This window comes from Spirosoma migulaei (assembly GCF_054776855.1).
The window spans coordinates 436,156-459,739 of record NZ_BAAHBG010000002.1 but is presented as its reverse complement, the minus strand read 5'-3'; the positions used below and the strand labels follow the sequence as shown (position 1 = coordinate 459,739).

25 protein-coding genes are annotated in these 23,584 nt (G+C 44.1%); 5 read left to right on the top strand and 20 right to left on the bottom strand.

Features of this window, described 5'->3' with window-relative positions; translation table 11 throughout:
• Positions 1 to 95: 95 nt before the first annotated feature.
• Together ACYVGO_RS03045 and ACYVGO_RS03040 are read left to right on the top strand one after the other, a co-directional pair.
• Entirely contained in the window at positions 96 to 1,499 is a 1,404-nt protein-coding gene (locus tag ACYVGO_RS03045) for a DEAD/DEAH box helicase (RefSeq protein WP_142770369.1), read from the top strand.
• A gap of 74 nt (positions 1,500 to 1,573) precedes the next feature.
• Positions 1,574 to 2,377 carry a tetratricopeptide repeat protein gene (locus ACYVGO_RS03040; protein WP_460967470.1) on the top strand — a complete coding sequence of 268 codons (804 nt, stop codon included), beginning with the start codon at positions 1,574 to 1,576 and terminating at the stop codon, positions 2,375 to 2,377.
• Between the two features lie 90 nt (positions 2,378 to 2,467).
• On the opposite strand, the gene ACYVGO_RS03035 is transcribed toward ACYVGO_RS03040, so the two are convergent.
• A complete protein-coding gene (locus ACYVGO_RS03035; RefSeq protein ID WP_460967468.1) occupies positions 2,468 to 3,439 on the bottom strand; it encodes a toxin-antitoxin system YwqK family antitoxin in 972 nt (323 codons plus the stop codon).
• A gap of 166 nt (positions 3,440 to 3,605) precedes the next feature.
• Between ACYVGO_RS03035 and fcl the strand changes: the two genes are divergently transcribed.
• Positions 3,606 to 4,547, top strand: coding sequence for a GDP-L-fucose synthase (fcl, locus tag ACYVGO_RS03030; RefSeq protein WP_142770367.1), 942 nt, complete (start codon positions 3,606 to 3,608; stop codon positions 4,545 to 4,547).
• A gap of 106 nt (positions 4,548 to 4,653) precedes the next feature.
• Here the strand turns inward: fcl and ACYVGO_RS03025 are convergent, their stop codons facing one another.
• Positions 4,654 to 5,286 (bottom strand): acetyltransferase, encoded by a 633-nt coding sequence (locus ACYVGO_RS03025; protein ID WP_460967466.1) that lies wholly within the window; start codon positions 5,284 to 5,286, stop codon positions 4,654 to 4,656.
• A 112-nt stretch (positions 5,287 to 5,398) separates the two neighbouring features.
• Between ACYVGO_RS03025 and ACYVGO_RS03020 the strand changes: the two genes are divergently transcribed.
• Both ACYVGO_RS03020 and ACYVGO_RS03015 read left to right on the top strand, forming a co-directional pair.
• Entirely contained in the window at positions 5,399 to 6,235 is an 837-nt protein-coding gene (locus ACYVGO_RS03020) for a UDP-2,3-diacylglucosamine diphosphatase (RefSeq protein WP_142770365.1), read from the top strand.
• Between the two features lie 14 nt (positions 6,236 to 6,249).
• Positions 6,250 to 7,398 (top strand): glycosyltransferase family protein, encoded by a 1,149-nt coding sequence (locus tag ACYVGO_RS03015; protein ID WP_460967464.1) that lies wholly within the window; start codon positions 6,250 to 6,252, stop codon positions 7,396 to 7,398.
• On the opposite strand, the gene ACYVGO_RS03010 is transcribed toward ACYVGO_RS03015, so the two are convergent.
• The 18 genes from ACYVGO_RS03010 to nrfD all read right to left on the bottom strand — a co-directional run bounded on the left by ACYVGO_RS03010 (position 7,393) and on the right by nrfD (position 23,486).
• Entirely contained in the window at positions 7,393 to 8,217 is an 825-nt protein-coding gene (locus tag ACYVGO_RS03010; RefSeq protein WP_460967462.1) for an NAD(P)H-binding protein, read from the bottom strand. The genes ACYVGO_RS03015 and ACYVGO_RS03010 overlap by 6 nt on opposite strands.
• A gap of 3 nt (positions 8,218 to 8,220) precedes the next feature.
• Entirely contained in the window at positions 8,221 to 9,201 is a 981-nt protein-coding gene (locus tag ACYVGO_RS03005) for a hypothetical protein (protein WP_246859392.1), read from the bottom strand.
• A 41-nt stretch (positions 9,202 to 9,242) separates the two neighbouring features.
• The gene (locus ACYVGO_RS03000; protein ID WP_460967460.1) at positions 9,243 to 10,172 is read right to left on the bottom strand and encodes a hypothetical protein; all 930 of its coding nucleotides are present in this window, start codon (positions 10,170 to 10,172) and stop codon (positions 9,243 to 9,245) included.
• A gap of 10 nt (positions 10,173 to 10,182) precedes the next feature.
• Positions 10,183 to 10,761: an RNA polymerase sigma factor gene (locus ACYVGO_RS02995; RefSeq protein WP_142770360.1), complete on the bottom strand. Its 579-nt coding sequence runs from the start codon at positions 10,759 to 10,761 to the stop codon at positions 10,183 to 10,185.
• 89 nt (positions 10,762 to 10,850) lie between these two features.
• Positions 10,851 to 11,228: a DUF983 domain-containing protein gene (locus tag ACYVGO_RS02990; protein WP_142770359.1), complete on the bottom strand. Its 378-nt coding sequence runs from the start codon at positions 11,226 to 11,228 to the stop codon at positions 10,851 to 10,853.
• A gap of 238 nt (positions 11,229 to 11,466) precedes the next feature.
• Positions 11,467 to 12,009, bottom strand: a complete 543-nt coding sequence (locus tag ACYVGO_RS02985) for a DUF420 domain-containing protein (protein ID WP_142770357.1) — start codon at positions 12,007 to 12,009, stop codon at positions 11,467 to 11,469.
• A gap of 11 nt (positions 12,010 to 12,020) precedes the next feature.
• A complete protein-coding gene (locus tag ACYVGO_RS02980; RefSeq protein WP_142770356.1) occupies positions 12,021 to 12,731 on the bottom strand; it encodes an SCO family protein in 711 nt (236 codons plus the stop codon).
• 3 nt (positions 12,732 to 12,734) lie between these two features.
• Positions 12,735 to 13,070 (bottom strand): cytochrome C oxidase subunit IV family protein, encoded by a 336-nt coding sequence (locus tag ACYVGO_RS02975; RefSeq protein ID WP_460967456.1) that lies wholly within the window; start codon positions 13,068 to 13,070, stop codon positions 12,735 to 12,737.
• A 16-nt stretch (positions 13,071 to 13,086) separates the two neighbouring features.
• Positions 13,087 to 13,884 (bottom strand): cytochrome c oxidase subunit 3, encoded by a 798-nt coding sequence (locus ACYVGO_RS02970; protein ID WP_142770354.1) that lies wholly within the window; start codon positions 13,882 to 13,884, stop codon positions 13,087 to 13,089.
• A gap of 15 nt (positions 13,885 to 13,899) precedes the next feature.
• Positions 13,900 to 14,490, bottom strand: a complete 591-nt coding sequence (locus ACYVGO_RS02965; RefSeq protein WP_460967454.1) for a cytochrome c oxidase subunit 3 — start codon at positions 14,488 to 14,490, stop codon at positions 13,900 to 13,902.
• A gap of 9 nt (positions 14,491 to 14,499) precedes the next feature.
• Entirely contained in the window at positions 14,500 to 15,378 is an 879-nt protein-coding gene (gene cyoE / locus ACYVGO_RS02960) for a heme o synthase (RefSeq protein WP_460967452.1), read from the bottom strand.
• Between the two features lies 1 nt (position 15,379).
• Positions 15,380 to 16,390, bottom strand: a complete 1,011-nt coding sequence (locus ACYVGO_RS02955; RefSeq protein ID WP_460967450.1) for a COX15/CtaA family protein — start codon at positions 16,388 to 16,390, stop codon at positions 15,380 to 15,382.
• Positions 16,365 to 18,248 (bottom strand): cytochrome c oxidase subunit I, encoded by a 1,884-nt coding sequence (locus tag ACYVGO_RS02950; protein ID WP_142770350.1) that lies wholly within the window; start codon positions 18,246 to 18,248, stop codon positions 16,365 to 16,367. The genes ACYVGO_RS02955 and ACYVGO_RS02950 overlap by 26 nt, the downstream gene beginning before the upstream one ends.
• A gap of 27 nt (positions 18,249 to 18,275) precedes the next feature.
• Positions 18,276 to 19,400, bottom strand: a complete 1,125-nt coding sequence (locus tag ACYVGO_RS02945) for a cytochrome c oxidase subunit II (protein ID WP_142770349.1) — start codon at positions 19,398 to 19,400, stop codon at positions 18,276 to 18,278.
• 20 nt (positions 19,401 to 19,420) lie between these two features.
• Complete coding sequence (locus ACYVGO_RS02940; protein ID WP_142770348.1) at positions 19,421 to 20,731, bottom strand: quinol:cytochrome C oxidoreductase; 1,311 nt, start codon at positions 20,729 to 20,731, stop codon at positions 19,421 to 19,423.
• A 91-nt stretch (positions 20,732 to 20,822) separates the two neighbouring features.
• The gene (locus ACYVGO_RS02935) at positions 20,823 to 21,428 is read right to left on the bottom strand and encodes a c-type cytochrome (protein ID WP_142770347.1); all 606 of its coding nucleotides are present in this window, start codon (positions 21,426 to 21,428) and stop codon (positions 20,823 to 20,825) included.
• 14 nt (positions 21,429 to 21,442) lie between these two features.
• On the bottom strand, positions 21,443 to 21,976 hold the full coding sequence (locus ACYVGO_RS02930) for a DUF3341 domain-containing protein (RefSeq protein ID WP_142770346.1): 534 nt from the start codon (positions 21,974 to 21,976) through the stop codon (positions 21,443 to 21,445).
• 79 nt (positions 21,977 to 22,055) lie between these two features.
• The gene (gene nrfD, locus ACYVGO_RS02925; protein WP_142770345.1) at positions 22,056 to 23,486 is read right to left on the bottom strand and encodes an NrfD/PsrC family molybdoenzyme membrane anchor subunit; all 1,431 of its coding nucleotides are present in this window, start codon (positions 23,484 to 23,486) and stop codon (positions 22,056 to 22,058) included.
• Positions 23,487 to 23,584 lie beyond the last annotated feature (98 nt).

The following is a 23,584-nucleotide window of genomic DNA, read 5'->3' as shown; positions in this document are numbered from 1 at the left end:
AAGTCGGTAAGTCAGTAAGTGGCTGACACAATTGTATCCTGCTCGAACCAGCCACTTACTGACTTACCCACTTACCGACTTACCGACTGCTTCCTATGGAAATCACCTCTTTTGAGCAGTTCGAGTTGAACCGTCAGCTACTTAATGCTGTGGCGGAACTCGGCTATACAGAACCAACCCCCATTCAGCAGCAAACTATTCCGCTGAGTTTGGGTAATCATGACGTGCTGGGCATTGCCCAAACCGGCACAGGAAAAACGGCGGCTTACTTACTACCGCTGCTCATGAAAATTAAGTACGCACAAGGTACTGCTCCTCGCGCGCTCATTCTGGCCCCAACGCGTGAATTAGTCATGCAGATTAATGAAGCGGTGAGTGAGTTAGGCAAATATACTGGCTTACGCCATCTGGCACTTTACGGTGGTTTAGGTCCTAAAACACAAATTGAAACACTTCGCAAAGGAGTCGATTTACTAGTTGCTACACCTGGGCGATTTATGGATCTGTACCGGCTTGGCGAGATCGTCACAAAAGATATTCGTACACTGGTGCTCGACGAAGCTGACAAAATGATGGACATGGGCTTTATGCCCCAAATCCGGTCAATTTTGGAGATTATTCCAACAAAACGGCAAAACTTGCTCTTTTCAGCAACATTCGGTGGACGGGTTGAACGGCTATCGGCTGAGTTTCTGGAAGCGCCGGTCAAAGTAGAAGTAACTCCACAGGCATCAACTGCCGAAATGGTGAGTCAGGTAATTTATGAAGTGCCAAATTTTCGCACGAAAATTAATCTCCTGGATTATCTGATTAATAAAGATGCCTTCCAACGGGTTATCATTTTTGCCCGAACGAAAAGCACTGCGGAGAACATCTATAAATTTCTGGCACGTAAAGTGGTAGAGACCGATAAGATCAGGGTTATTCATGCCAATAAAGGCCAGAATACACGGATCAATGCCATGGATGCGTTTAAAGAAGGGAACGTGCAGGTGCTGGTAGCTACAGACGTGGCCGCCAGAGGCATTGATGTGGCCGAAGTGAGTCATGTTATCAATTTCGATTTACCGCTGATCTACGAAGACTATGTGCACCGGATTGGTCGGACTGGTCGAGCTAATCATACGGGAACGGCTATTACGTTTCTGACTACGGCAGAGGAGTATCATGTGCAGAAAATTGAACGAATTATCCGCATGACTATTCCCAGGGAACCGCTCCCGGCTAATGTTGAGGTTACAGAAACTCCGTTTGATGAACAACAGGCAATGCTTCGGGAAATTGATGAGCAACGCCGAAAAGATAATCCAGAGTTTCTGGGCGCTTTTCATGACAAGAAAGCAAAAAATCTACCCCCCGGAAAAGCCAGATCAATAGCCGAAGCAAAAGAAGCCGGTGTCAAGAAACCCTTCTCGCGTAAACCAGGACCTCGTCCGGGTGGATCCAGCCATAAAGTTGGCGGGGCAAAGCGGTCTGGGCCTCGGGGTGGGCGTCGCTAATTTGCAGATAATGCACTAATTTAGATGCTCCTTTCGTTTTACCAAAGCATATACCTTAGGTATAGTGATTTCCTATGAGCGTTCGGATCAAGCTGATACAGTGTACTTTAGTTGCGTTACCGTTTTTGGCGGCTGCACAAACTAAGCAGTTCATTACGTCGGCACGTTCGGGCGACCCGGTTCGGCAGTCTAAATCGGTACACGAAAATCTGGAGGAAGCTGCTTTAGCAACGGAATCCACGTCAATTGGCGGCCCTGCCGATACGGGTGAATCAGTCAATACGCTCCCTCTGTTTGGTGAACGGCCAAAAACCACAGCGCAGATCGATGAGGAAATTCATTTTCTGAATGATTGCGATCGTAATTTCGGCACTCGAACCGAAGCTAGTGTTTTTTTTGCAGCTCGGGGCTGGGATTATATTGCCAGCGGCCAGTTAGATACAGCCGCCCACCGTTTCAATTTATCCTGGTTGCTTAACGACCGAAACGCCGATGCCTACTGGGGATTAGGCGTGGTCTGTTATCAGAAGAATCGCTTACCCGATGCTATCCGAATGATGAAGAAAGGAATAGCTGTTGACGATATTAATACCGTTCTGATGACCGATCTGGCAACTGTAGAAATTAAGCAATATCAGGAAAAGCCAAATGAGGATGTATTGTCAGATGCCGAAGGGCATTTGGAGCGAGCGGTATCCCTTAATCCGAATGCCTTATCCTTTCAAAAACTATCGCTTGTCCAGTATTTAAAAGCAGATTACCCCAAAGCGTGGGAGTATTTTCACCAGGCTCACAAGCTTGATCTTTCGGTGCTCGACTTTGGTTACCTCAACGAATTAATGGCTAAACAGCCAGACCCCAAGGGGGTTTTTAAGTAAAAAAGTGGAGTGGGTGTAGTAAGTGCAGCGAGTTGATTAACTCACTGCACTTACTACACCCACTCCACTTTTTTACTTACTCCACCAAAACTAATTCTCCGTTTCGTCGTCCTGTACAATCTTTTTCTTCGACTGCTCAAAGGTAACTTTGCCTTTTTCGTCCCATTCGGTTATGGTGTAAGGTTCAAATTCGGTATCCCACTGGTCGCTGGCGTATTGAATGAGTTTTCGTCGCATCCGACGGCCACTTGCATTAATAGGATAATACTCTGTCCAGCGGCCAACTTTTACGCCATTGTCATACTTTCCTTCTTCGGCTAGCAGACCATTTTCATAGAACGCCATGTAGGTGCCTTTTACCTTCCCGTACTCTTTCGGAACAATTTCCTTGATCTTACGGTGGGTAGAATCATAATACACTAACTGTGACTCGGCGGGTACGCCCCAATGCCAGTGGGTTTTGTCGACAAGCATAAAGTTAGCATCATACTTCTCCCAACGGCCATCTTTCATCCCCGCATAATAAAATCCTTCCTCTACCAAATCACCGTTCTGATAGCGTTTATAAGAACCGTGTAGTAACAATCCAGCGCCTTCGTCCTTGACAATTGAACTTGTTACCCGGGCTGATTTCTGATAATACCGAAAGATTTCCCGAACGTAAGGCAACGGTTTAGCCGCATCGTTATCGCGCAGGACGTGAAACTCCTCAACAATAGTCCGATCTCCACTGCCGAATTTTGTATATGCCTTGACCATCGACAAGCCTTCATATTCGGTCTTCGATAGCTTGTTTTTAGATTTTTTCTCAGCTTTTAGCTTCTTTAACTGCTTCACTTTCAGGCCTAAATCGGGCATTATACCAGCAACGTAAGCATCCTTTTGCTCCTTTAACGACGACATGGTTGGTAAACCAAGCGTTGTAAGTGATGAAGGCACAGATGTGAACGGGGCAAAGGGCGATGGAGCCGCACCGGATGGAGCCAAAACTGGTTTCGACGCCGTTGTGAGTGAAGACGGCGCAGTACTTGCAGGTTGCGCCTGAGCACCAGAAATGGTCATACCGATTGCCAGTATGAAAAAAATCGGTAGTTTTAAGGTATAAGCAAACATAGTACGGGCAAACGATTGGTCCCTGAAGTTTGTTAGTTTTGCAACGCTTTATAAAGTCTTATTATTTTATCAACTCGTCCGCCAATAGTTGGCGGTTTGTTTATAATCAATTCTCGTGGAAAAACAGGCCCGTATTTATGTTGCCGGACATCGAGGCATGGTCGGTTCGGCTATTACTCGTAAACTTCAAGCTGAAGGCTACACTACTATTATAACCCGAACATCGTCTGAGCTGGATTTGCGTAATCAGACGGCTGTTGCCGACTTTTTTGCGCAGGAACGCCCCGAATATGTGTTTCTGGCTGCGGCCAAAGTCGGTGGCATTATGGCTAATAACACCTATCGTGCCGAATTTCTGTACGATAATCTCATGATTGAATCGAACATTATTCATCATGCTTATCAAACAGGTGTTAAGAAGTTGTTGTTCCTGGGCTCATCATGTATTTACCCAAAGCTAGCCCCACAGCCCCTCAAAGAAGAATACCTGCTGAGCGGTTTCCTTGAATCAACGAACGAGCCCTACGCTATTGCCAAAATTACGGGTATTAAATTGTGTGAATCTTACCGAAGCCAATATGGTTGTGACTTCATTTCGGCCATGCCCACTAATCTGTATGGCCCAAATGACAATTACGATCTGCAAGGATCACATGTATTGCCTGCGTTGATCCGGAAGTTCCACGAAGCAAAAATTAACAACCAGCCAACGGTAGAAGTTTGGGGAACGGGTTCGCCGATGCGCGAATTTCTCCACGCCGACGACCTCGCCGACGCATGTTTCTTTTTAATGGAACATTATAACGACGAGTTGTTCGTGAACATTGGTACGGGCGAAGATGTAACGATCAAACAAGTAGCCGAACTCATCAAAGAAATCGTAGGCTTCGAAGGTGAACTACGCTGGAATACTGATAAACCAGACGGTACCCCAAGAAAACTTATGGATGTTTCCCGTCTTCATAATATGGGTTGGAAACACAAAACCGAACTAAAAGAGGGCCTCGAACGCACCTACCAGGATTTTCTGGCCAATGAGGTTCTCTATGTCGAATAATAGTATTTGGGTAAAGTAGGTGGAGTGAGTTTAGCGAGTGGACGACATCTAACGCACTCACTAAACTCACTCCACTTACTTTACCTACTCCACTTAAATACGCTTCTTACAATTTCTTAGCAGGGTTTCCAAATACGGTTGCTCCAGCCTCTACGTTTTCTACTACAACTGATCCCGCTCCAATGCGTGCCCCTTTGCCAACTGTAATGCCGGAAATTAATATGGCACCGGTGCCAATAAAAGCTCCTTCTTCAATCGTTACGCCACTGTTTACTACACTACCCGTTCCAACCTGGACGTAGTCACCAAGTTTTGCCTGGGTTTCAATTATTACACCGGACTGAATAATGCAGTGTTGCCCCACTTCTGCATACGGATTAATGACGGCGCGGGCTGCAATCAGGTTTCCGTGGCCAATTGTAGCCATGATGGAAACCGTTGCCGTGTCGTGAATTGCATTTACCGGTTGCACTTTCCGTCGTTCGTTCAGCATCTTGACTAAGCGTTTTCGTACGCGGGCATCACTAATAGCCACGAAGGCTTCGCACTTATGTCCTATTAGTTTCAGGAAGCCGTCATCATCGGTTTCACCCAGCACCGATACGTCGCCAAACTCTTTACCGTGCAATTCTTTATTATCATCCAGCAGTCCGTAAACCACCACACTGTTACGCTGAAACAGGTCTAAAGCCGTCAGGCCCAGGCTCCCCGCCCCGAAAATAAGCACTGGATTCTCCATTAGTTGTTGTTTGTTAAGTCAATATGAACCATTGCGCTCTTAGAGCTATAATCTTGTCAATTTAGTAACAGTGTGATAAATCTTACGTCATGTATGATGTCTAGTTTCGTTCATGCAAGTAAGCACCCAGTTCCGCACAATTGTGCTATCCGATATTCACCTCGGCACTGCCGGGTCGAAAGCAAAAGAGGCCACCGAGTTTCTACGAAATTACTCTTGTCAAAAGCTTATCCTGAATGGCGATATCATTGATGGCTGGCAATTGAAACAATACGGTACCTGGAAGAAAAAACACACTGCTTTTTTTAAAACGGTTTTACGACAAATCGTTCACTACAATACAAAAGTTGTTTACCTACGGGGTAATCACGACGATTTTCTGGATCAGGTAATGCCCCTCAAAGTGGGTAAGAATTTTTCAATTCGCAAAGATTATACGTTCAGCTCAGGCGACAAAAAGTTCTACGTCACCCATGGCGACGTCTTCGATTCTATTACCTCCCAAATGAAGTGGCTGGCCTATCTGGGCGATATAGGTTACACCTTTCTGCTTTGGGTCAACAAGTTTTATAATAACTACCGAAACTGGCGCGGTCTACCCTATTATTCCCTATCTCAACTGATTAAATCGCGCATCAAGCAGGCTGTTAGCTATATCTCTGATTACGAGCAAAAATTAACTGAGCTAGCCCGCGCTCGTAACTGCGACGGAGTGATCTGCGGGCATATTCACCAACCCGCCATCCGAGAACTCGACGGTATTATTTACATGAACTCCGGCGACTGGGTTGAGTCGCTGAGTGCATTGGTTGAAGACCATGATGGCAACTGGAGTCTTCTGTACTACACGATGGATTTAACGCAAGAGGCCGAAATCAATTCACAAATACAATCCAGCAGGCCAGTTACTAACCTCATTAATAGCGCACTTCCTATCCCGACAATTTAATCTCTCTTTGATTTATGCGTGTTTTATTCTTAGTACAAGGTGAAGGACGAGGCCATTTGACGCAGGCTCTATCGCTGGCTCAGCTGTTAAAAATAGCGGGTCATGAAGTTATTGGCGCCATCGTTGGAGTAACTGCTGAACGGGATGTGCCCGCATTTTTTAGTGAGAAATTCACTGCCCCCATTACCCCGGTTTTTAGCCCAGGGTTGGTTTATAATGCGGGTACTAATGAACTCGAACCCTTCAAAACTACTATGCAGGGGATCCGCTACGCTAAACCATTCTGGCGTAGCCTGCAAAAAGTGCGCGATATAATTGAAACAGAGCAGCCCAATGTGGTCGTTAATTTCTTCGAAATGCTTGGGGGAATGACTTATGCTTTGTTGCGCCCATCCGTGCCGATGATCTGCATTGCCCACCAATACATGGCTTTTCATCCGAATTTTCAACGCCCCAAAGGACAATGGTTTTATCGGCAGGCCTTCAAACTAAATACGCGGCTAACCTGTTTTGGCGCGCAAGAGCTACTCGCCTTGTCTTTCGACAAGCAAGCTGACGAGCCCCGCCAGCGACTGCGTATTGTACCGCCCTTGCTTCGGCAGGAAGTAACAGAACTGAAACCATCTGTGGGCGATTTCCTATTGGCCTATGTTACGCAGTCCGGCCTGAAAGTAGAGCTACTTAAAGCGCATGAACAACATCCTGACATCCGCATGGACGGATTTCATTCTGGGGTACCTGTTGCCGATCAGGTTATTGACGAAACACTAACCTTTCATGCGATTGATGGCAAACGCTTTCTGGAATTTATGGCCCGTTGCAAGGCCATTGTGACTACAGCGGGCTTCGAGTCTGTGTGTGAAGCGGCTTATCTTGGTAAACCCGCGCTCATGATTCCCCAATCGAATCACTATGAACAGGCTTGCAATGCCATCGACGGTCAGCGTGCGGGCGTTGGTGTGGCCTCAGACCGCTTTGACTTGACCAAATTGATAGATTACTTACCTCAGTATGATAAACAGCTTAGCGAGCGTTTTCGAACCTGGCACGCCCAGGGCTACTTTCTGTTTCTGGCCTCGCTAAACCGTGCAATCACCCCACGAAGCAAGCCATCATCGGGAGGATTCTTGCAAACTCGACTTCGGCATTTACTTCGGTCATAGGTGATAAAAAAAATCTAGTGGATTAGCGTACCGAAACTGATACTGCGTTTCCTGAATCAGCTTCTGTACGCCAATTACTTTGTATGGGACTGGGTCAGCAGGAATAATGAATGTGGGCAGTTCATACCCAAAATCAGCGCAGCTTTTCCGGTAGATCGCTTCGCGCGTAGGATGTTCCGGCGCAACAGCATTGAACGTTCCACTTATTTTTTGTCGAATGATAGCTGTCAGGATTCCCACAGCATCGTCGCGATGAAGGTAGTTGATGGGTACATTTCCACTGTCAACCGTCCGTCCAGCAATGTATTTACCTGGAATACGATCGTAACCCATCAGCCCTCCGAAGCGGAGTATCGTTACAAGCCGTTTGGGAGTAAGGCTTTGCACCAACTGTTCAGCCTTAGTTATTCCTTGTGAGGCAGATTGCTGAATTTCTGTAACATCCTGTTCGACAACAATCCGATTTAGTTCAGGATAAACGGATGTGGAGCTAACGTAGATGATATGCTTTATTGACGATTGGCGTATTGCATCCGTTAGAGAATTAACCTGTGTCGGATGAAAATCTTCGCCTAGTTTTCCAGCTTTGGGTGGAACATTAATAATCAGCGTATCAGTCTGAAGTAATTGAGTAAGGTCGCCAACTGGCTCAGGGGTTAGCTGGAGTGAATATGTCTCGATGCCATTCTGTCTTAACAAAGTAGCTTTCTCAACTGATGTTGTACTGCCCTTTACCCGAAAGTCTGCCACTAGTAATTGCTTAGCTAATGGCAGCCCTAGCCAACCCAGGCCAATGATAGAAATAGATTTTTCTGGCATAGTTTAGAAGCCAATACCAAATGCTAAAGTGCGAACATCCGGCCCTTTACCTGCTTCAAATAATGGACTCATGTCATACTTCACAAAAAAATCCAGGCTACGAATACCCAAATGAGCCATCAACCCGTAGCGAATATTAGTTAGGTAATAATCCGAATGCCGACGGTCTCTGCTTCCATCCGCTTCTTTGATCTTCCGATAACTATCAAGTCGGTAGTTTACATAACCACCCAGGCCGATGTGGCAAACCTTGCGGCCATCACTATTATAGAACGTAACCCGTGGCACAACCGGAACCCCAATGGTACAAACGGTCAACTTACTTTTTTGTAGATCACGGCCTGCATCAGGAAAAGCTACACCTGTAGCCGTCTTTTCGGCCACGTTATTTCCTTCAAACATGAAGTTGTTCCAGGCTACTTCAACGCCGTAGTATAACTTCAATGATGCATATTTTCCGCGGATAATTGTTGGCATTGCTCCCATAGATAGTGCAAAGTAACGTGAACCCAAAGGCTGTAGATCATAACTATCTTCAGGATATGCAACGGATGTACTTTGCTGAATGAAGTTGTTCAACCCAATACTCACCCCATAATCAAAATTCCCTCCCTCTCTCCTACGTTTCGCTCGTTGAGAGGCTTCTTCATACTGCTTTTTATCTCTATCTTTTTGCGATTCAGCTAGTTTAGTCGTGTCGCTATTACCATTAATAACAATCGTAACCCCATCTTTTTTCTTGGTTACGACAAGAACGGTATCTTTGAGAAAGCGTCCACCATCCTGCGAAATAGCGGTTGGCCCACCGGGTACAGAATCCAGTTTCATGCCCATTTCGCGCACGATTTTATTGAGGTCATAATTCGACAAGGCCTGAATACTAGCCTTATCCGGCCCATAAATTACCAAACGCGTGCGGTTCGCAAACCGAATGACCAACGAATCGGTTGGGCTGAGTGGTTTAGCCTGAGTCGCTAACGTCATGAAAAATATGGTTGCTGCTGCGACCAAAAACAATCCCCTATTCATTGTTTAGCTGATTTATCTTTATCTAAACTGTGTTTCAACCCACTATATGCCCGGCCGAGTAAACCCCGTTCATCATCGCTTGGGTTATCCTGACGAGCAAATACTTCCCCTTGTTTAATCCGTTTGACCTGCTGCCACAAACCACCCGCTTTGGTTTCTTTTTCTGGTTTGTCACTGACTGCCACTACGGGCTTCTCATCAATGGACGCCTTAGCAGCCTGGCGAGCAGCAACTAACGCTTCCGGTTCAGCAATCGTTACAACCAGAACCCGTTCAGCGGCTGGTGCAGATTTTATCACTTGCTTATTGTCGGCTACCTGTTCAGTTGTTGACGGGTTAGTTGGTAGTACTACAACTGGCGTTATTACATCTGGCTTGGGTTTAGGAGCTACTGGGGTTGTCTGCGCCAGAACTGGTTCATTTCGGTCAATTGATACAGACTTACGAGCTGGTTTAAAAACGTCAGCAGACGGGTTCTTGGAAACGATATTTCGTTCATGAATCGTCTGTGGTTTATTCACCTCCGCCAGCTGTTCGGCAGCTATATTCTGTTTTGGACGAGTATGGATTGCGTCTGGGTCGATTGATTGATCCACACGCTTCTCTACATGTTGATCTGGCTTTTTAACCGTTGAAGTGGTTTTATGCGTTTGAGTAGTCGCTACTTGTATTCCATCAATAGTGACCTTACTACCTGATGGCCAATATAGCCATCCAAACAAGCACACTAAGAGCAGGCAGGCAGCAGCAGCCATATAGCGCTGTATGTCTGGATTACGCCAGAATACTACCCGTTCCTCCTGTTTACCTTTGCCCATACGCGCCTGTAGCCGCTCAAAGCCATCAGCGCTTGGCGGCAGGGACATATTACCCAATTTCCGGGCAAACAGATCATCAATTGGCTGATTTTCTGACTGTTTTTTCATAGCAATTATGTTAGCCAACCCGCTGATGCAGTGATGGTTCGTGTTCTAATTTCTTCAAATTTGCCTGTAACAACGTTCTTGCCCGGCTCAATTGTGATTTTGATGTTCCTTCAGAAATACCTAACATTTCCGCGATTTCGGCATGTGCATACCCCTCAATTGCATACAGGTTAAACACAGTACGATAGCCATCGGGTAATTGATTCACAATTCGGAGTAAATCATTTTCATTGACTGCCGTGTCTGCCCAGACATAATCAGGCTCTACCACAACATCCTCAATTGGTATCTCCTGTCGCCACTGTTTATTCTTCCGTAAAAACATAAGTGATTCTGTCACCATCACACGCCGTATCCAGCCCTCAAAGCTCCCATCCTCCCGAAACTGTTCAATTTTTTCAAACACCCGCATAAACCCATCCAGCATTACCTCTTCGGCATCGTCCCGGTTAGCACAATAACGTGTGCACACGGCTAGCATCTTACCGGCAAACCGCTCATATACGACTTTATGAGCGCGGCCTTCACCACGCTTTAAGGCAGCAATCAACTGCGCTTCAGTCGTAAAAAACGGTATAAGTCGAAGCATATTTGTTTAGGTTCACTGGCAAGATGCAAGATAGTAGTGTATAGGTTGCATGAGCTACAATTTTTTTTTGCCCATAAAAAAAGGGCTTCTTAAAGCCCTTTTATATATCTAATACCTGCTACATAGTGTAGCCAAATAACGCGCGATATTCGAAAGTTTATTGGAGCAATTACGAGCATCGCAGGTGCAACCACGGCTGCATACACCCAGCCTTCTGGATCATGACCCAGGTAAAACAATAAAAAGCCAATTACTAAAGCCACTCCACCGGAAATGGCATAACTGACATACATGGCTCCAATAAAATAGCCTGGCTCAACTTCATAGCGTAGCCCACAATGCGGGCAATGCTCATACATTTCATCAAATCCTTTTGGTGAGTAGAATGGCTTTTTAAAAATTTTGCCTTTTCTACACCTGGGACAAAGCCCGTTTAACGCGGCCTGTAATTTCGATACGTCTTCCATGCTCTCGTTTACTGTTCCGATACCATAGATAGGCGATTGACGCAACAATAAGGTAAGGAGCCATTAATAAATATAATATGCCCAAATTCAGGTCAGATGCTACAATACTACGCCCATTGCTAACGGTGCTCTCAACGGTCCCTCTACACATGGCGCATTGTGCCATCAAGTCAGGCGTAACAGCCAATAATGCTATAACTACCAAACATACTTTCCAGCTTCTCATACCTTTTCTTAATTAGTGAAGGTAATATGGTTTAATCATCAAATATACAATCACTCCTGTAATGCTAACGTATAACCAGATTGGGAAGGCATATTTTACCGTCTGCTTATGGCGTGTAATTTGACCACTTATGGCATAATAAACGGCCCTTAATACAAACCACACAACAACCACCGACAGGGCAATGTGTGATACTAACAGGAAATAATAGACCGGACGAATCCATCCTTCTCCACCAAACGGTGTTGATTCGTTTGTTAGATGATAGAGCACATAACTCACTAAAAACAACGACCCAAAGGCGAAAGCGGTTAACATAGTTCGCTTATGCGCTTCCACATTTTTCTGTTTAATGAAATAAAATCCCATTAATAGTAAGACTGTCGTTAGTGAATTAATAATGCCATTTATATGTGGTAAATAAGTTGTCCAATCTCCCAAATCAACTTTCTGGCGTATACCTAATAAGACTGCTACAGCAATTGGGATAGCCAGTGCCAGCGCATTAATTACTCGATTCGCTTTTTGTTCCTGAACTGGTTGTACAGTTTGCATGCTTCAATGAATTATTCTTTACTGTAAATATCCAATAACACTCTAATTTCTAGCACTAAACGGTCTACATCTTCTTTATCTGTGCCATCGTAAAATCCTCTGACAATCCCCTCTTTATCTACCAATACCAACTTTTCGCTATGGATAAAAGTTTCGTCGGGTTTGCCCTCTTTTAAGCCTGCATCTACGGTTGGCAGATAATACCCATGCATTGCCAGATTATAAATATCTGTTTTGTTACCCGTTAGAAAATACCATCTGCCAGGGATAGCATGGTATTTCTGCGCATAGGCTTTAAGTTGTTCCGGGCGATCATGTTCTGGATCTACCGTATGTGATAGAAACAGGATTGTAGGGTTGTTAATAAAAATATCCTGTACTCGGGTAAGCTGAGATGAAATTCGAGGACAAATTGTACCACAGCGTGTGAAGAAAAAGCTGGCTACGTAAATCTTATTCTTTACTATAGATTGATCAATCGTTTTACCGTCCTGATCAATCAGCTTAAAGTCAGGAATATGATTATATAGGGTATCGGTTACTACACTTCCATCTGGGAGTTTGACCTTGCCCATTAGGGGTTCACCTTTTGTTGAGTCTATTTTGGGTAAATACCTGCCCAATACATAGTGATTCTGCGTACCAAACCTGAGGAATAGATACAGCAAAGCCGGGACCAGCAGCGTAGCGAGCAGGATCCCGGCTTTCCGAGTAGTTGTCATACGTTAATGAAATCCAAAAACTGCGTTGCCTATAGCACCACCTTCAGTTAATAGAGCAACCAGTAACCAGATGATAAAAACTACCGGAATGACAATGGCCCAAATGAGGCTTTTAACTTCATGCTTTAAGTGCATGAATTCGCCAACAATATAGAAAGCTTTTACCAACGTCATTAGGACGAAGATGGAAGTCCGTAAACCACCAGCTTTCATTAAATAAGCCAGCGTAAATTCAAATGCTGTAATGACAGATAGAATTATAAACGTACGCCAGATAAGACCTGTATTAGCGGGTGGAATTTCTCCAACCTCGTGGGTTCCGTGTGAGTGATCAGACATTGTAGAAATGCAGTTATTAGACCAGATAGAAGAACGTAAAAACAAATACCCAAACAAGATCGACAAAGTGCCAATATAGACCTACTTTCTCAACCATTTCATAATGACCACGACGATCATATAAACCTGTTGCAGCCCGATAGAAAATCAGAATATTGAGCACAACACCACTAAATACGTGCGTACCGTGAAAACCTGTGATAAAGAAAAACAAGTCGGCAAAAGCTGGAGGGCCATATTGATTTTCTACCAAGTTAGCACCAAAAATAGTGCGTTGTATGGTTTGGCCATTCACAATTTCGCTAATGGTTGTACCGGTTTCTGTCCCATGGATAAAGTGTGACCATTCCCAAGCCTGACTTCCCAAGAAAGTCAAACCACCCAGAATCGTCCAGAGCATATATTTTTCCACATCAGCCCGATCCATACGGTGGCCTGCTTCTACGGCAAGTACCATAGTAACGCTACTAAAAATGAGGATAAATGTCATGATCCCGACGAAAATCAGTGGCGCATGTACACCATGTAAAAATGGTACAGATGCGTACACCATTTCGGGTGTTGGCCAATAAAGGTTCGAAAATTTGAACACTTCCCCATAAATGGCCGGATCCCAAGCTGGATAGCTATAGCGAATCAGGCCATACGTAACCAGTAAGGCAGAGAACGTGAAGGTATCAGAGATTAGGAAGAACCACATCATCAGCTTGCCGTAGCTCACTTTCATAGGTTCAACACCACCCATCCAGGTTTTTTTGTCGAACACTTGTTCCGAGTCGGTCGTCAAGGTATCGTGTGTTACAGTAGCCGCCATGCGTCTAAGAGATTATCAATGAAAATAGACTAAAAAGAAAAACAAATACAACCACAAAATGTCTAAAAAATGCCAATAAACGGCAGCAATTTCAATTTGATTCAGGCTTTTGGCATGAATCCGTAGCCGGAAAGAAGCTATTAATGCAACCACTAATACAACTAGTCCTGATATCAGGTGGAACCCATGCAATCCTGTGAATATATACATGAACGAGCCCGCCGGATTTCCAACAAAAAACACGTTTTCATTCACTAATTCAACCCAACCCTGAAACTGCATGTATAGGAAAATCACTCCAAGCACAAAAGTAACAGTTATCGCAATTTTCAAACTGCCAAAGTTGTCTTTTTTTGCAGATAAGTAGGCCCAATGCATTGTCAGGCTACTCATAATAAGAACCACTGAACTGTAAGAAAATATGGAAGGAATATCGTATTCCAGCCAGTTTCCTTCGGCTCTGCGTACCAGATAGGCACTGGTCATAGCTGCGAAGAGCATGATAATACTAACGATGAACAACCAGAGTATAAACTTTCTGGGATTCATTGAGAGCGTTTCCTGAGGCTCTTCTAGGATTGAAATGTCATTTACTAATTCACTCATGATTTGTTGTTATACTTTATCTAACAGATATACAATCTGTACGATAGGCAAATACAGCAATGACCCGAACATCATTTGCAGGGCGGCCCTATCGGTACAGGTTCTCATCAAGTGAAACGTTTGTGCAAGGAACAAGATTCCGCCCAGCATAGCTACTAATGCCGATGTAATTCCTGTTACACCAAGTAGATAAGGCAACCAACCTACAGGAATCAGGAATAGTGTATAAATCATGATTTTGAAGGCTGTTTCGGTTGTCTTTCCATCACCAGGCATCATCTGTATCCCAGCTTTTTTATACTCATCAAAAGCTAACCAACCAATTGACCAGAAATGTGGAAACTGCCAAAAAAACTGTACAGCGAATAATATTCCTGGTACCCAGCCAAAGTGGTTTGTGGCTGCTACCCAACCAATCATTGGCGGAAATGCACCTGGTAAGGCACCTACAAATACGGCAATCTGACCTTTACGTTTTAATGGAGTATAAACAAACCCGTAGAGCAATAAGGATAGTACAGCTAGTGCAGCTGCCCGAATATTAAAGAACTGGACATATAAATAGCAAGCAGCACTAAACAAAACAAATGCAAACGTAGCTGCTTCACGCACGGTTAATCGGCCAGTTGGCAAGGGGCGTGTAGCCGTCCGCTTCATTACTTTATCTGAATCTTTCTCGATAATTTGATTGATAATATTTGCAGCACCAGTAATGCTTATTGAAGCAATAACCAAAATGGCAATTTTCAACCAACTAATCTGATCTACAGCCAGACAATATCCAAATACGCCAGAGAATACGACCGCCAGCGTAAGTTTTAATTTCAATAACTCAATGTACGCTTTCGCTTTTACGCTAGTAAGTGTTACTGCTACTACCTTTTCCATATTATACCTCTACAAATCGAGATTTCTGAGATAGTTGATTAGCCACTAATAACGTTGGCGTTACCAGAAACCATATCGAAAACTGTAATCCAATCATGACTAAGGCTAGTACTAAGTGGATTGGCTGTGCTACTGCCGGGACACCGAAATATGCCATCAAGACACCAGTTCCTATTTCGATGACAACAACAGCGAATAGCGCTTTTATCAAATCTGATATTCTACCAACTACATTTAGTTTACGAAGGCGGTAAATGACAAATAGATGAAAAGCGAGCAGTACCAATGAGAATGAACGATGAATATAAAACCGCCAGTCTAATTGATCAATCCAGCTTTCTCTATTGGTATAATCAAAGCTTTTAGCTACTACATCAAGCGCATCTCTCACCTGCGCGCCCAATACAATTTGCCCTAACGTTAGAGCTATTGCAACTAGTAATAACCGTTGCTGTGATGCTGCATTAAGTATTCTAGGCTGTTTTGGTGCACTTGCTCTAAGTAGTACAAACAGGAGGGCAAAAACTAAGGCAATGGCTAATAACATGTGTATTGTTATCATATGAGGAGCTAACTCAGTAGCCACCACTCGAGAACCCAGCCAACCATTAGCGCCAATCAGTAAAAAAGCACCAAGACTCCCCCAGAAAATGACTTTGTCTCTGCGTAGATAGGACAAAGAAGCAATAAGAGTAGCAAAAACGAAAAAACCGGATAAGACACCTACTAGTCGATTGGCGTATTCTATCCAGGTTTTTAAGGGATTGAATTCAACCTCTCCCTTCAGCTTTGCGCCATAGATTGCCTGATAATTTACCGGCAACTGTGAGATTTCCGTAGGGGGCACCCAACGTCCAAAGCATTTTGGCCAATCTGGACAGCCCATTCCAGAGCCTGTACTTCTAACAATCCCACCGGCCAAAATAACCAGATAGATAACAATAATTGTCAGAAACGCCAGGCTCCGGAAACGCTGTTCTTGTTTATTAGTGAGGCTGATTAAACTGGTCATTCAGGTTTTGTGCCTCAATCTCTTTTTCCAAACCTATAAGCTCATTTTCATGGGGCAGGTTGGATTCTGGAGTTTGTGAATATGGCACGTTTTGGGGAATGAAATCATCCTTTGCACCTGGCTTGCTATAATCATATGGCCACCGGTATACAGCTGGAATTTCACCAGGCCAGTTGCCATGCCCAGGGTTGATCGGTGCCGTCCACTCCAACGTGTTCGACTTCCAAGGATTCTGTGGAGATTTCTTTCCTTTAATTAAGCTATAAACAAAGTTATAGACGAATATCCACTGGGCTGTAAAGGTAAAAATAGCGGCCAAGCTGATAAACGCGTTCATATCAGCAAAGATATTCTTCGTGAAATCATAGCTTGTAAACGCATAATATCGGCGAGGAAAACCAGCAATACCTATATAGTGCATTGGGAAAAATACAAGATAGATACCAATGAACGTCAGCCAGAAGTGAATATAACCAAGCTTCTCATTCATCATGCGGCCAAACATTTTGGGGAACCAATGGTAAACACCCGCCAGTAAGCCAAAAGCCGATGCAGCACCCATTACCAAGTGAAAGTGAGCTACTACGAAGTAGGTATCGTGCAGTTGAATATCAAGTGCTGAGTTACCCAGAATAATACCGGTTAGACCGCCTGATATAAAGAATGATACCAGGCCAATTGAGAACAACATAGCTGGAGTGAACCGGATGTTGCCTCGCCACAGCGTGGTAATGTAGTTAAAAGCTTTTACAGCAGATGGAACCGCAATGATAAGTGTCAGGAACATGAATATAGAACCCAGGAATGGATTCATCCCCGTCACAAACATATGGTGCGCCCATACAATAAAGGCCAGAAACGCGATACCCATCATAGAGGCAATCATGGCACGATACCCGAAAATTGGTTTCCGAGAGTTTGTTGCAATGATTTCTGAAGTCATACCGAGCGCTGGGAGCAATACAATATATACTTCAGGGTGTCCTAAAAACCAAAATAAGTGTTGGAACAGAATTGGACTACCACCCACATTTGGCAATGCCTCTCCTTTAATATAAATCTCAGACAGATAGAAGCTAGTTCCAAAACTACGGTCAAAAATAAGAAGCAGGGCCGCCGATAATAATACAGGGAATGAGATTAGGCCAAGAACAGCAGTCAATAAGAAAGCCCAGATTGTTAATGGTAACTTACTGAATGACATACCACGCGTTCGCAAGTTAATAACGGTAGTAATGTAATTAATACCACCCAGCAACTGCGATACGATAAATAGAGCCATACTAATCAGCCACAGCGTCATTCCCAGTTCAGACCCTTTGTGAGCTTGTGGTAAAGCACTTAGTGGTGGATAAATAACCCATCCACCCGATGCTGGCCCTGTTTCGATAAACAATGAGCCGAACATTAGAACGCTGGCCATAAAAAAGAACCAGTACGATAACATGTTCAGGAAGCCTGAAGCCATGTCACGTGCGCCTACTTGTAACGGGATGAGGAAGTTAGAGAATGTGCCACTCAAACCTGCCGTAAGTACGAAGAACACCATTATCGTACCGTGCATTGTTACTAATGCCAAATAGAAATCAGGGTCAAGCTTACCGGTATCGTTAATCCAGGTACCTAGAATTGGCCGTAAGAAATCTAACTTCATATTAGGAAACCCTAACTGAAGTCGAAACATGACCGATAAACTAATACCTATGATTGACCAAAAGATACCCGAGATCAGATATTGCTTGGCAATGGTTTTATGGTCTTCCGAGAAAATATATTTGCGCCAAAAACTTTGCGGCTCATGGTGCTCATGCTCTGCTGCATGTGCCACGGTTGCCGAATTAGCTGATACAGTCGCCATAGTTTTGGTTTGTTGTAAGTTTAGAAATTAATGGAGTACAGCACTAGCTACTGTTACGCCCTTTGGTAATGGTAATACGGATGCGGTTACACTATCTGCTGGTGCAGCCGTAGCGTCGGCTGGCAAATATTTCGCAGCCTTAGCCTTTAAATTTGCAGGTATCCGATTTGCTAATTCTGGAGTTGAGGTTAGCAAAGGTTTTTGGCTCTTACACCATGCCTGCCATGACACTTCATCTTCAACAACCAATCGTATACGCATTGAGAAGTGTCCTTGCCCACAGACTTCTGTACAAGCAATTTCGTAGGTAAAGTTAGGATTGCCCGTAATGTTTTTCATTTCATCTGTTGTTTTATCAGCAGTGAATTGAAAGCGTGTTGGCATACCTGGTACTGCATCCATTTTCACCCGTAGGTGAGGAATAAATACACTGTGTAACACATCCCGAGCGCGGATCTTCAACAAAATTGGCTTATTAACAGGAATGTGCAGTTCAGAAGTTGATACAAAATCATCGAACGATGCTTCATCTGTATAGTCAATTCCCGTCTCGTTATTATTGTCAATCAACTTATAGTTAAAGCTTCCCAGTTTGTTGTTGTCAACACCAGGGTAACGCGCAATCCAGTTAAATTGCTTACCCACAATTTCAAATACTTGCGCATTTTCAGGGGCCTCAGCCATGATATCTCGCCAGGCTCTCCATCCGGTGAAAACTAGCAAGGCCATGACAACAGCAGGAATAACTGTCCATATTAATTCCAACTTATGATTCTCTGGGTAGTAAGCTGCTTTATACCCTTCTCTATGTTGATATTTCCAAGCAAAAAAGAATAACAAAGCGTTGGTTACAATAAAAGCAACCGTAATTATGCTCATTCCCAGCCAAAACAGAAAATCGGTATGACGTCCGTGTGGCGAAGACGCTTCTGGTAGAAAAAATTGTTTAGCATGCAGGAATGACCATACTGCAGCAATTAAGCCTACAACAAAGAAGACAATCATAAGTAACCCATTGATTCGGTTACTCATTCCAATATGCCCTTCTTCAACCGGGCCATTGGCGTTCTTTACAACGGTGGCCATTCGGGAAACGACCACTGCCGCTAGTCCCAAAAAGATTACCGATAACAAAGCGACTATATAAACCATGATTTAATATGGATTAAGGATTAAATATCGTGGTGCAGAGTTTCCTCTAACATTGGGTGATTCTTAGGAATCAGGTTTGCTTTTGTCAGTTGTGAATAAAGACTCCAGATAAACCCACAGGCAAAAATCAGAATCATGCCAAATTCAACGAAGCCGAAACCACCGTGCGCACCTACTGTTCCTGGCATAATGTTGGTGTAAAAATCAAAGTAGTGACCTACAATAATACCCCAGGCGGCAACTTTCAAAATAATATACGTACGCTTTGCGTCCCGTGTCATCAAAACGAGGAATGGAAATACAAAGTTTAAGAATATGTTTACGAAAAATGGAGCTTTATAGATTCCCCCGTAACCGCTAAAGCGCTCCCGATAATAGATTGTCTCTTCTGGTAAGTTCGCGTAGTAAATCAACATGAATTGGGCAAACCACACGTACGTCCAGAAAATACTGAAGGCAAACATGAACTTACCAAGATCATGTAAGTGGCTTTCATTGACCCACTGCATATAACCTCGCTCTTTTAGCGTTACTACCGTTAAGGTAATGATAGCCAAACCAGTTACGTGCCAGCTTGCCAATGTATACCAACCAAACATGGTGCTGAACCAGTGAGTGTCAATAGACATGACAAAATCCCAAGCTGAAGTAGAGGAGGTTACGCCAAAGACTAATAGGAATGCGACACCAAATTTGATACTCTTTTCGTAGTAAGATGTACCACCATACAAATCTTCCTGAAGTGAAAAACTACGTAACTTTTGCCAGAGGAAGTACCAAAGACCAAAATAGACTATGATACGGCCTAAGTAAAAAGGCGTATTTAAAAAACCTTTTTTGCCATTGATAATGGGATCAAACTCAGGGCTGGCTTTGTCGTATAAAGCTGGGTTTGTCCAGTGGAACATATCATGCCCAGCAATAAAAAATGTAGCCAGGATCGCTACTAACATAAATGGCAAATAGGCAGGCATTGCTTCTGGAATGCGCTTAAAAGCAACTGACCACCCAGCCTGTGCTAAGTAATTATAAGACATGAAGAACATGCCTATAACAGATGCTCCTGTAAAATAAATTGCGTTAAGCCAGACATTAGCCCAAATACGGGTTGTCCATTTGTACTCATGATGCCCTGCTCCATGGGCTTCATGCGCTCCTGCAGCGTGGGCAGCTCCGTGGGCTTCATGCGAACCAGCACCTGATGCCAGTAGGTACGCGCCAATTGCTACCATCGCGACCCCTGCTCCGATGCCGATCAAAAGCCGACGCTTGGATTCCGCAGTAAATTCAAATTCTTCGTCTAAGGACGGTATTGCGTGAGCCGATGCCATTCTTATTTGGTTGTCAATTAATAAAAAGACGTTTGACGTCTATTAGTAGAAACTGCCTATGTCAGTGTCTATCACTGCGTCTGGCATTGTGTTAACCTTGTTGAAGTTTATGCACGTATTGCACAATCTTCCATCGATCCTCTGGCGTAATTTGTGAACCGTGAGGCCACATCCGGCCTTTTCCGTGTGTAATTACATGGAAAATATGGCCATCATTCATTGTCTTATAAGCATCAGTCGAGTAGTTAGGTACACCTTTATATTGTGCCGCAACTAGCCCATCACCTTTACCTGTTTCACCATGACAATGACTGCAATAACGGGTATATATGATTTTACCCTCTGCGAGCGTTTTTTCAGTCTCCGGAATCGGATTTATCAATACTCGTTCTGCTATTCCGATACTATCAGCCGGAATGTTGTACATCATTAAATCGGTTTTAGCATCACTGCCTTCACCAAATGTAGTATGATAATTAGGCCGGGCTACTGTACCACGTGCAGGAAGGCGCATATTTAACCCCTGAGGATTTATGGTGTTTGCCTTGATCTGACGATAGGGTTCATAACCTACAGCATCATACATCTGCGGGGCGTACTCAACGCCTGTGTTATCATGTCCCTTTTTGCAGGATGTTCCCACAAATAGGAGTCCAGCAATAGCCAGTGCTGTTACGCTCGTATGTTTAGTAATCATTCCCATCCTGAACATTAGAACTGCTTAACATTTACTTCAGCAGCGCCTGATTTCTTCAGAATCTGCTCAATATCACCCTCACCAATATTATTCTTGCTTAGGTCGATAGCCATTGCAAATTTATTATCGGTCGTTCTCAGATCGTACATTAACGGTTTTACCGTGGGTCCCATACCATTTGATACGATGAATGTACCAACCATGCCTAAGGCACAAAAGAGAACGGTTAGCTCAAAAATAACCGGTACGTATATGACTGGTGAGTAAGAATCTTTACCCCCAACAATCATTGGCCAGTCAAAGCCTTCTGTGTAAAATGTCAAGGCAAGGGCTGTGAGCGTCCCCGACAGGCCAAACATAAAAGCAGCAATACCCAGACGACTACGTGGGTGACCAAGCGCAACATCTAATCCGTGAATCGGGAATGGCGTGTAGACTTCGTGAATCCGCACCCCTGCATTTTTAACCTCTTTAACGGCCGCTAATACTACATCGTCATCATCAAAAATGCCGACTAAGAATTTACCGCTACCATGTACGTCTGACATACCTTTTGTTCGTCTATTTCAGATTTTCTGATTTCAACCTCCACTGCTTAGAGGTTGAAATCAGAAACTTATAACTGTTTTATTCTACGTCTTTATTGAACGTTGGGTTAGCAACGCGCTCGCCTTTAGCAACGCCAGATACCGAAATTGGCAGTTTCTCAGACGATGATTTAATGATCGTTTTAACTTCAGCCATGTTCACAACTGGTAGGAATTTCGAGAACAACAGGAACAAAGTGAAGAAGAAACCGAACGAGAAAATATAATCACTAATATCAAACAGCGTTGGGTGGAACATGGCCCAGCTCGATGGCAGGTAATCGCGGTGTAAAGAGGTTACAATAATTACGAAGCGCTCAAACCACATACCAATGTTTACAACTACCGATAACACGAACGTCCAAACAATGCTTCGACGAATAGCACGAGACCAGAAAAGCTGCGGTGTAATTACGTTACAGGTCATCATGGCCCAATATGCCCACCAATATGGTCCAGTAGCACGGTTAATGAATGCATAGCTTTCAAATTCAACACCAGAATACCAGGCAATGAAGAATTCTGTAAGATAAGCAACACCCACAATCGAACCGGTCAGGGTAATGACCTTATTCATTGACTCGATGTGCTCTAGCGTAATATAATCTTCAAGCTTGAATACGACCCGGATAATCAGTACCAGGTTTTGTACCATGGCAAAGCCGGAGAAGATAGCACCCGCAACGAAGTAAGGAGGGAAGATAGTGGTGTGCCAACCCGGAATAACCGATGTAGCAAAGTCCATACTTACAATCGTATGTACAGAAAGTACAAGTGGAGTAGAAAGACCCGCCAGAATTAAACTCATGTACTCATAACGAGCCCAGGTTTTGGCCGAACCATTCCAGCCTAATGAGAAGGCACCGTAGATATAACGGGATACTTTGCTCTTTGCTCGATCGCGAATTGTAGCCAAGTCAGGAATAAGACCCATGTACCAGAATACCAGCGATACGGTAAAGTAGGTACTGATCGCAAATACGTCCCAAACGAGCGGAGATTTGAAGTTTACCCAAAGCGAGCCCAGTGTATTAGGCAATGGTAAACACCAGTAAGCTACCCATGGGCGACCCGCGTGCATCATAATGAAGCTGGCTGCACATAGTACAGCGAAGATGGTCATAGCTTCTGCCGCCCGGTTTACAGCTGTCCGCCATTTTTGGCGAAATAATAACAAAATAGCCGAGATCAACGTACCGGCGTGTCCGATACCAACCCACCAAACGAAGTTAGTGATGTCCCACGCCCAACCAACGGTCTTGTTCAGGCCCCAAACGCCTAAGCCTTCCCACCAGGTCCAGAATACGCAGGCAGCTCCGTAAATGAGCACAATCACCGCAATGGTAAAGGCGATGGTCCACTCGCGTGTGGGATTGCCTTCAACCTGCTTGCTGATATCCTCCGTCACGTCGGCGTAGGTTTTGCCACCGGTGATAAGGGGAGTTCTTACGGCTGATGTAACATGCGACATATACTTATTGTATTTACGATTTACGATAGACGATTTACGCTTTGTGAAATTACAATGTTTTACTGATTGCAACTCACTTGTTATAAATCGTAATTAGT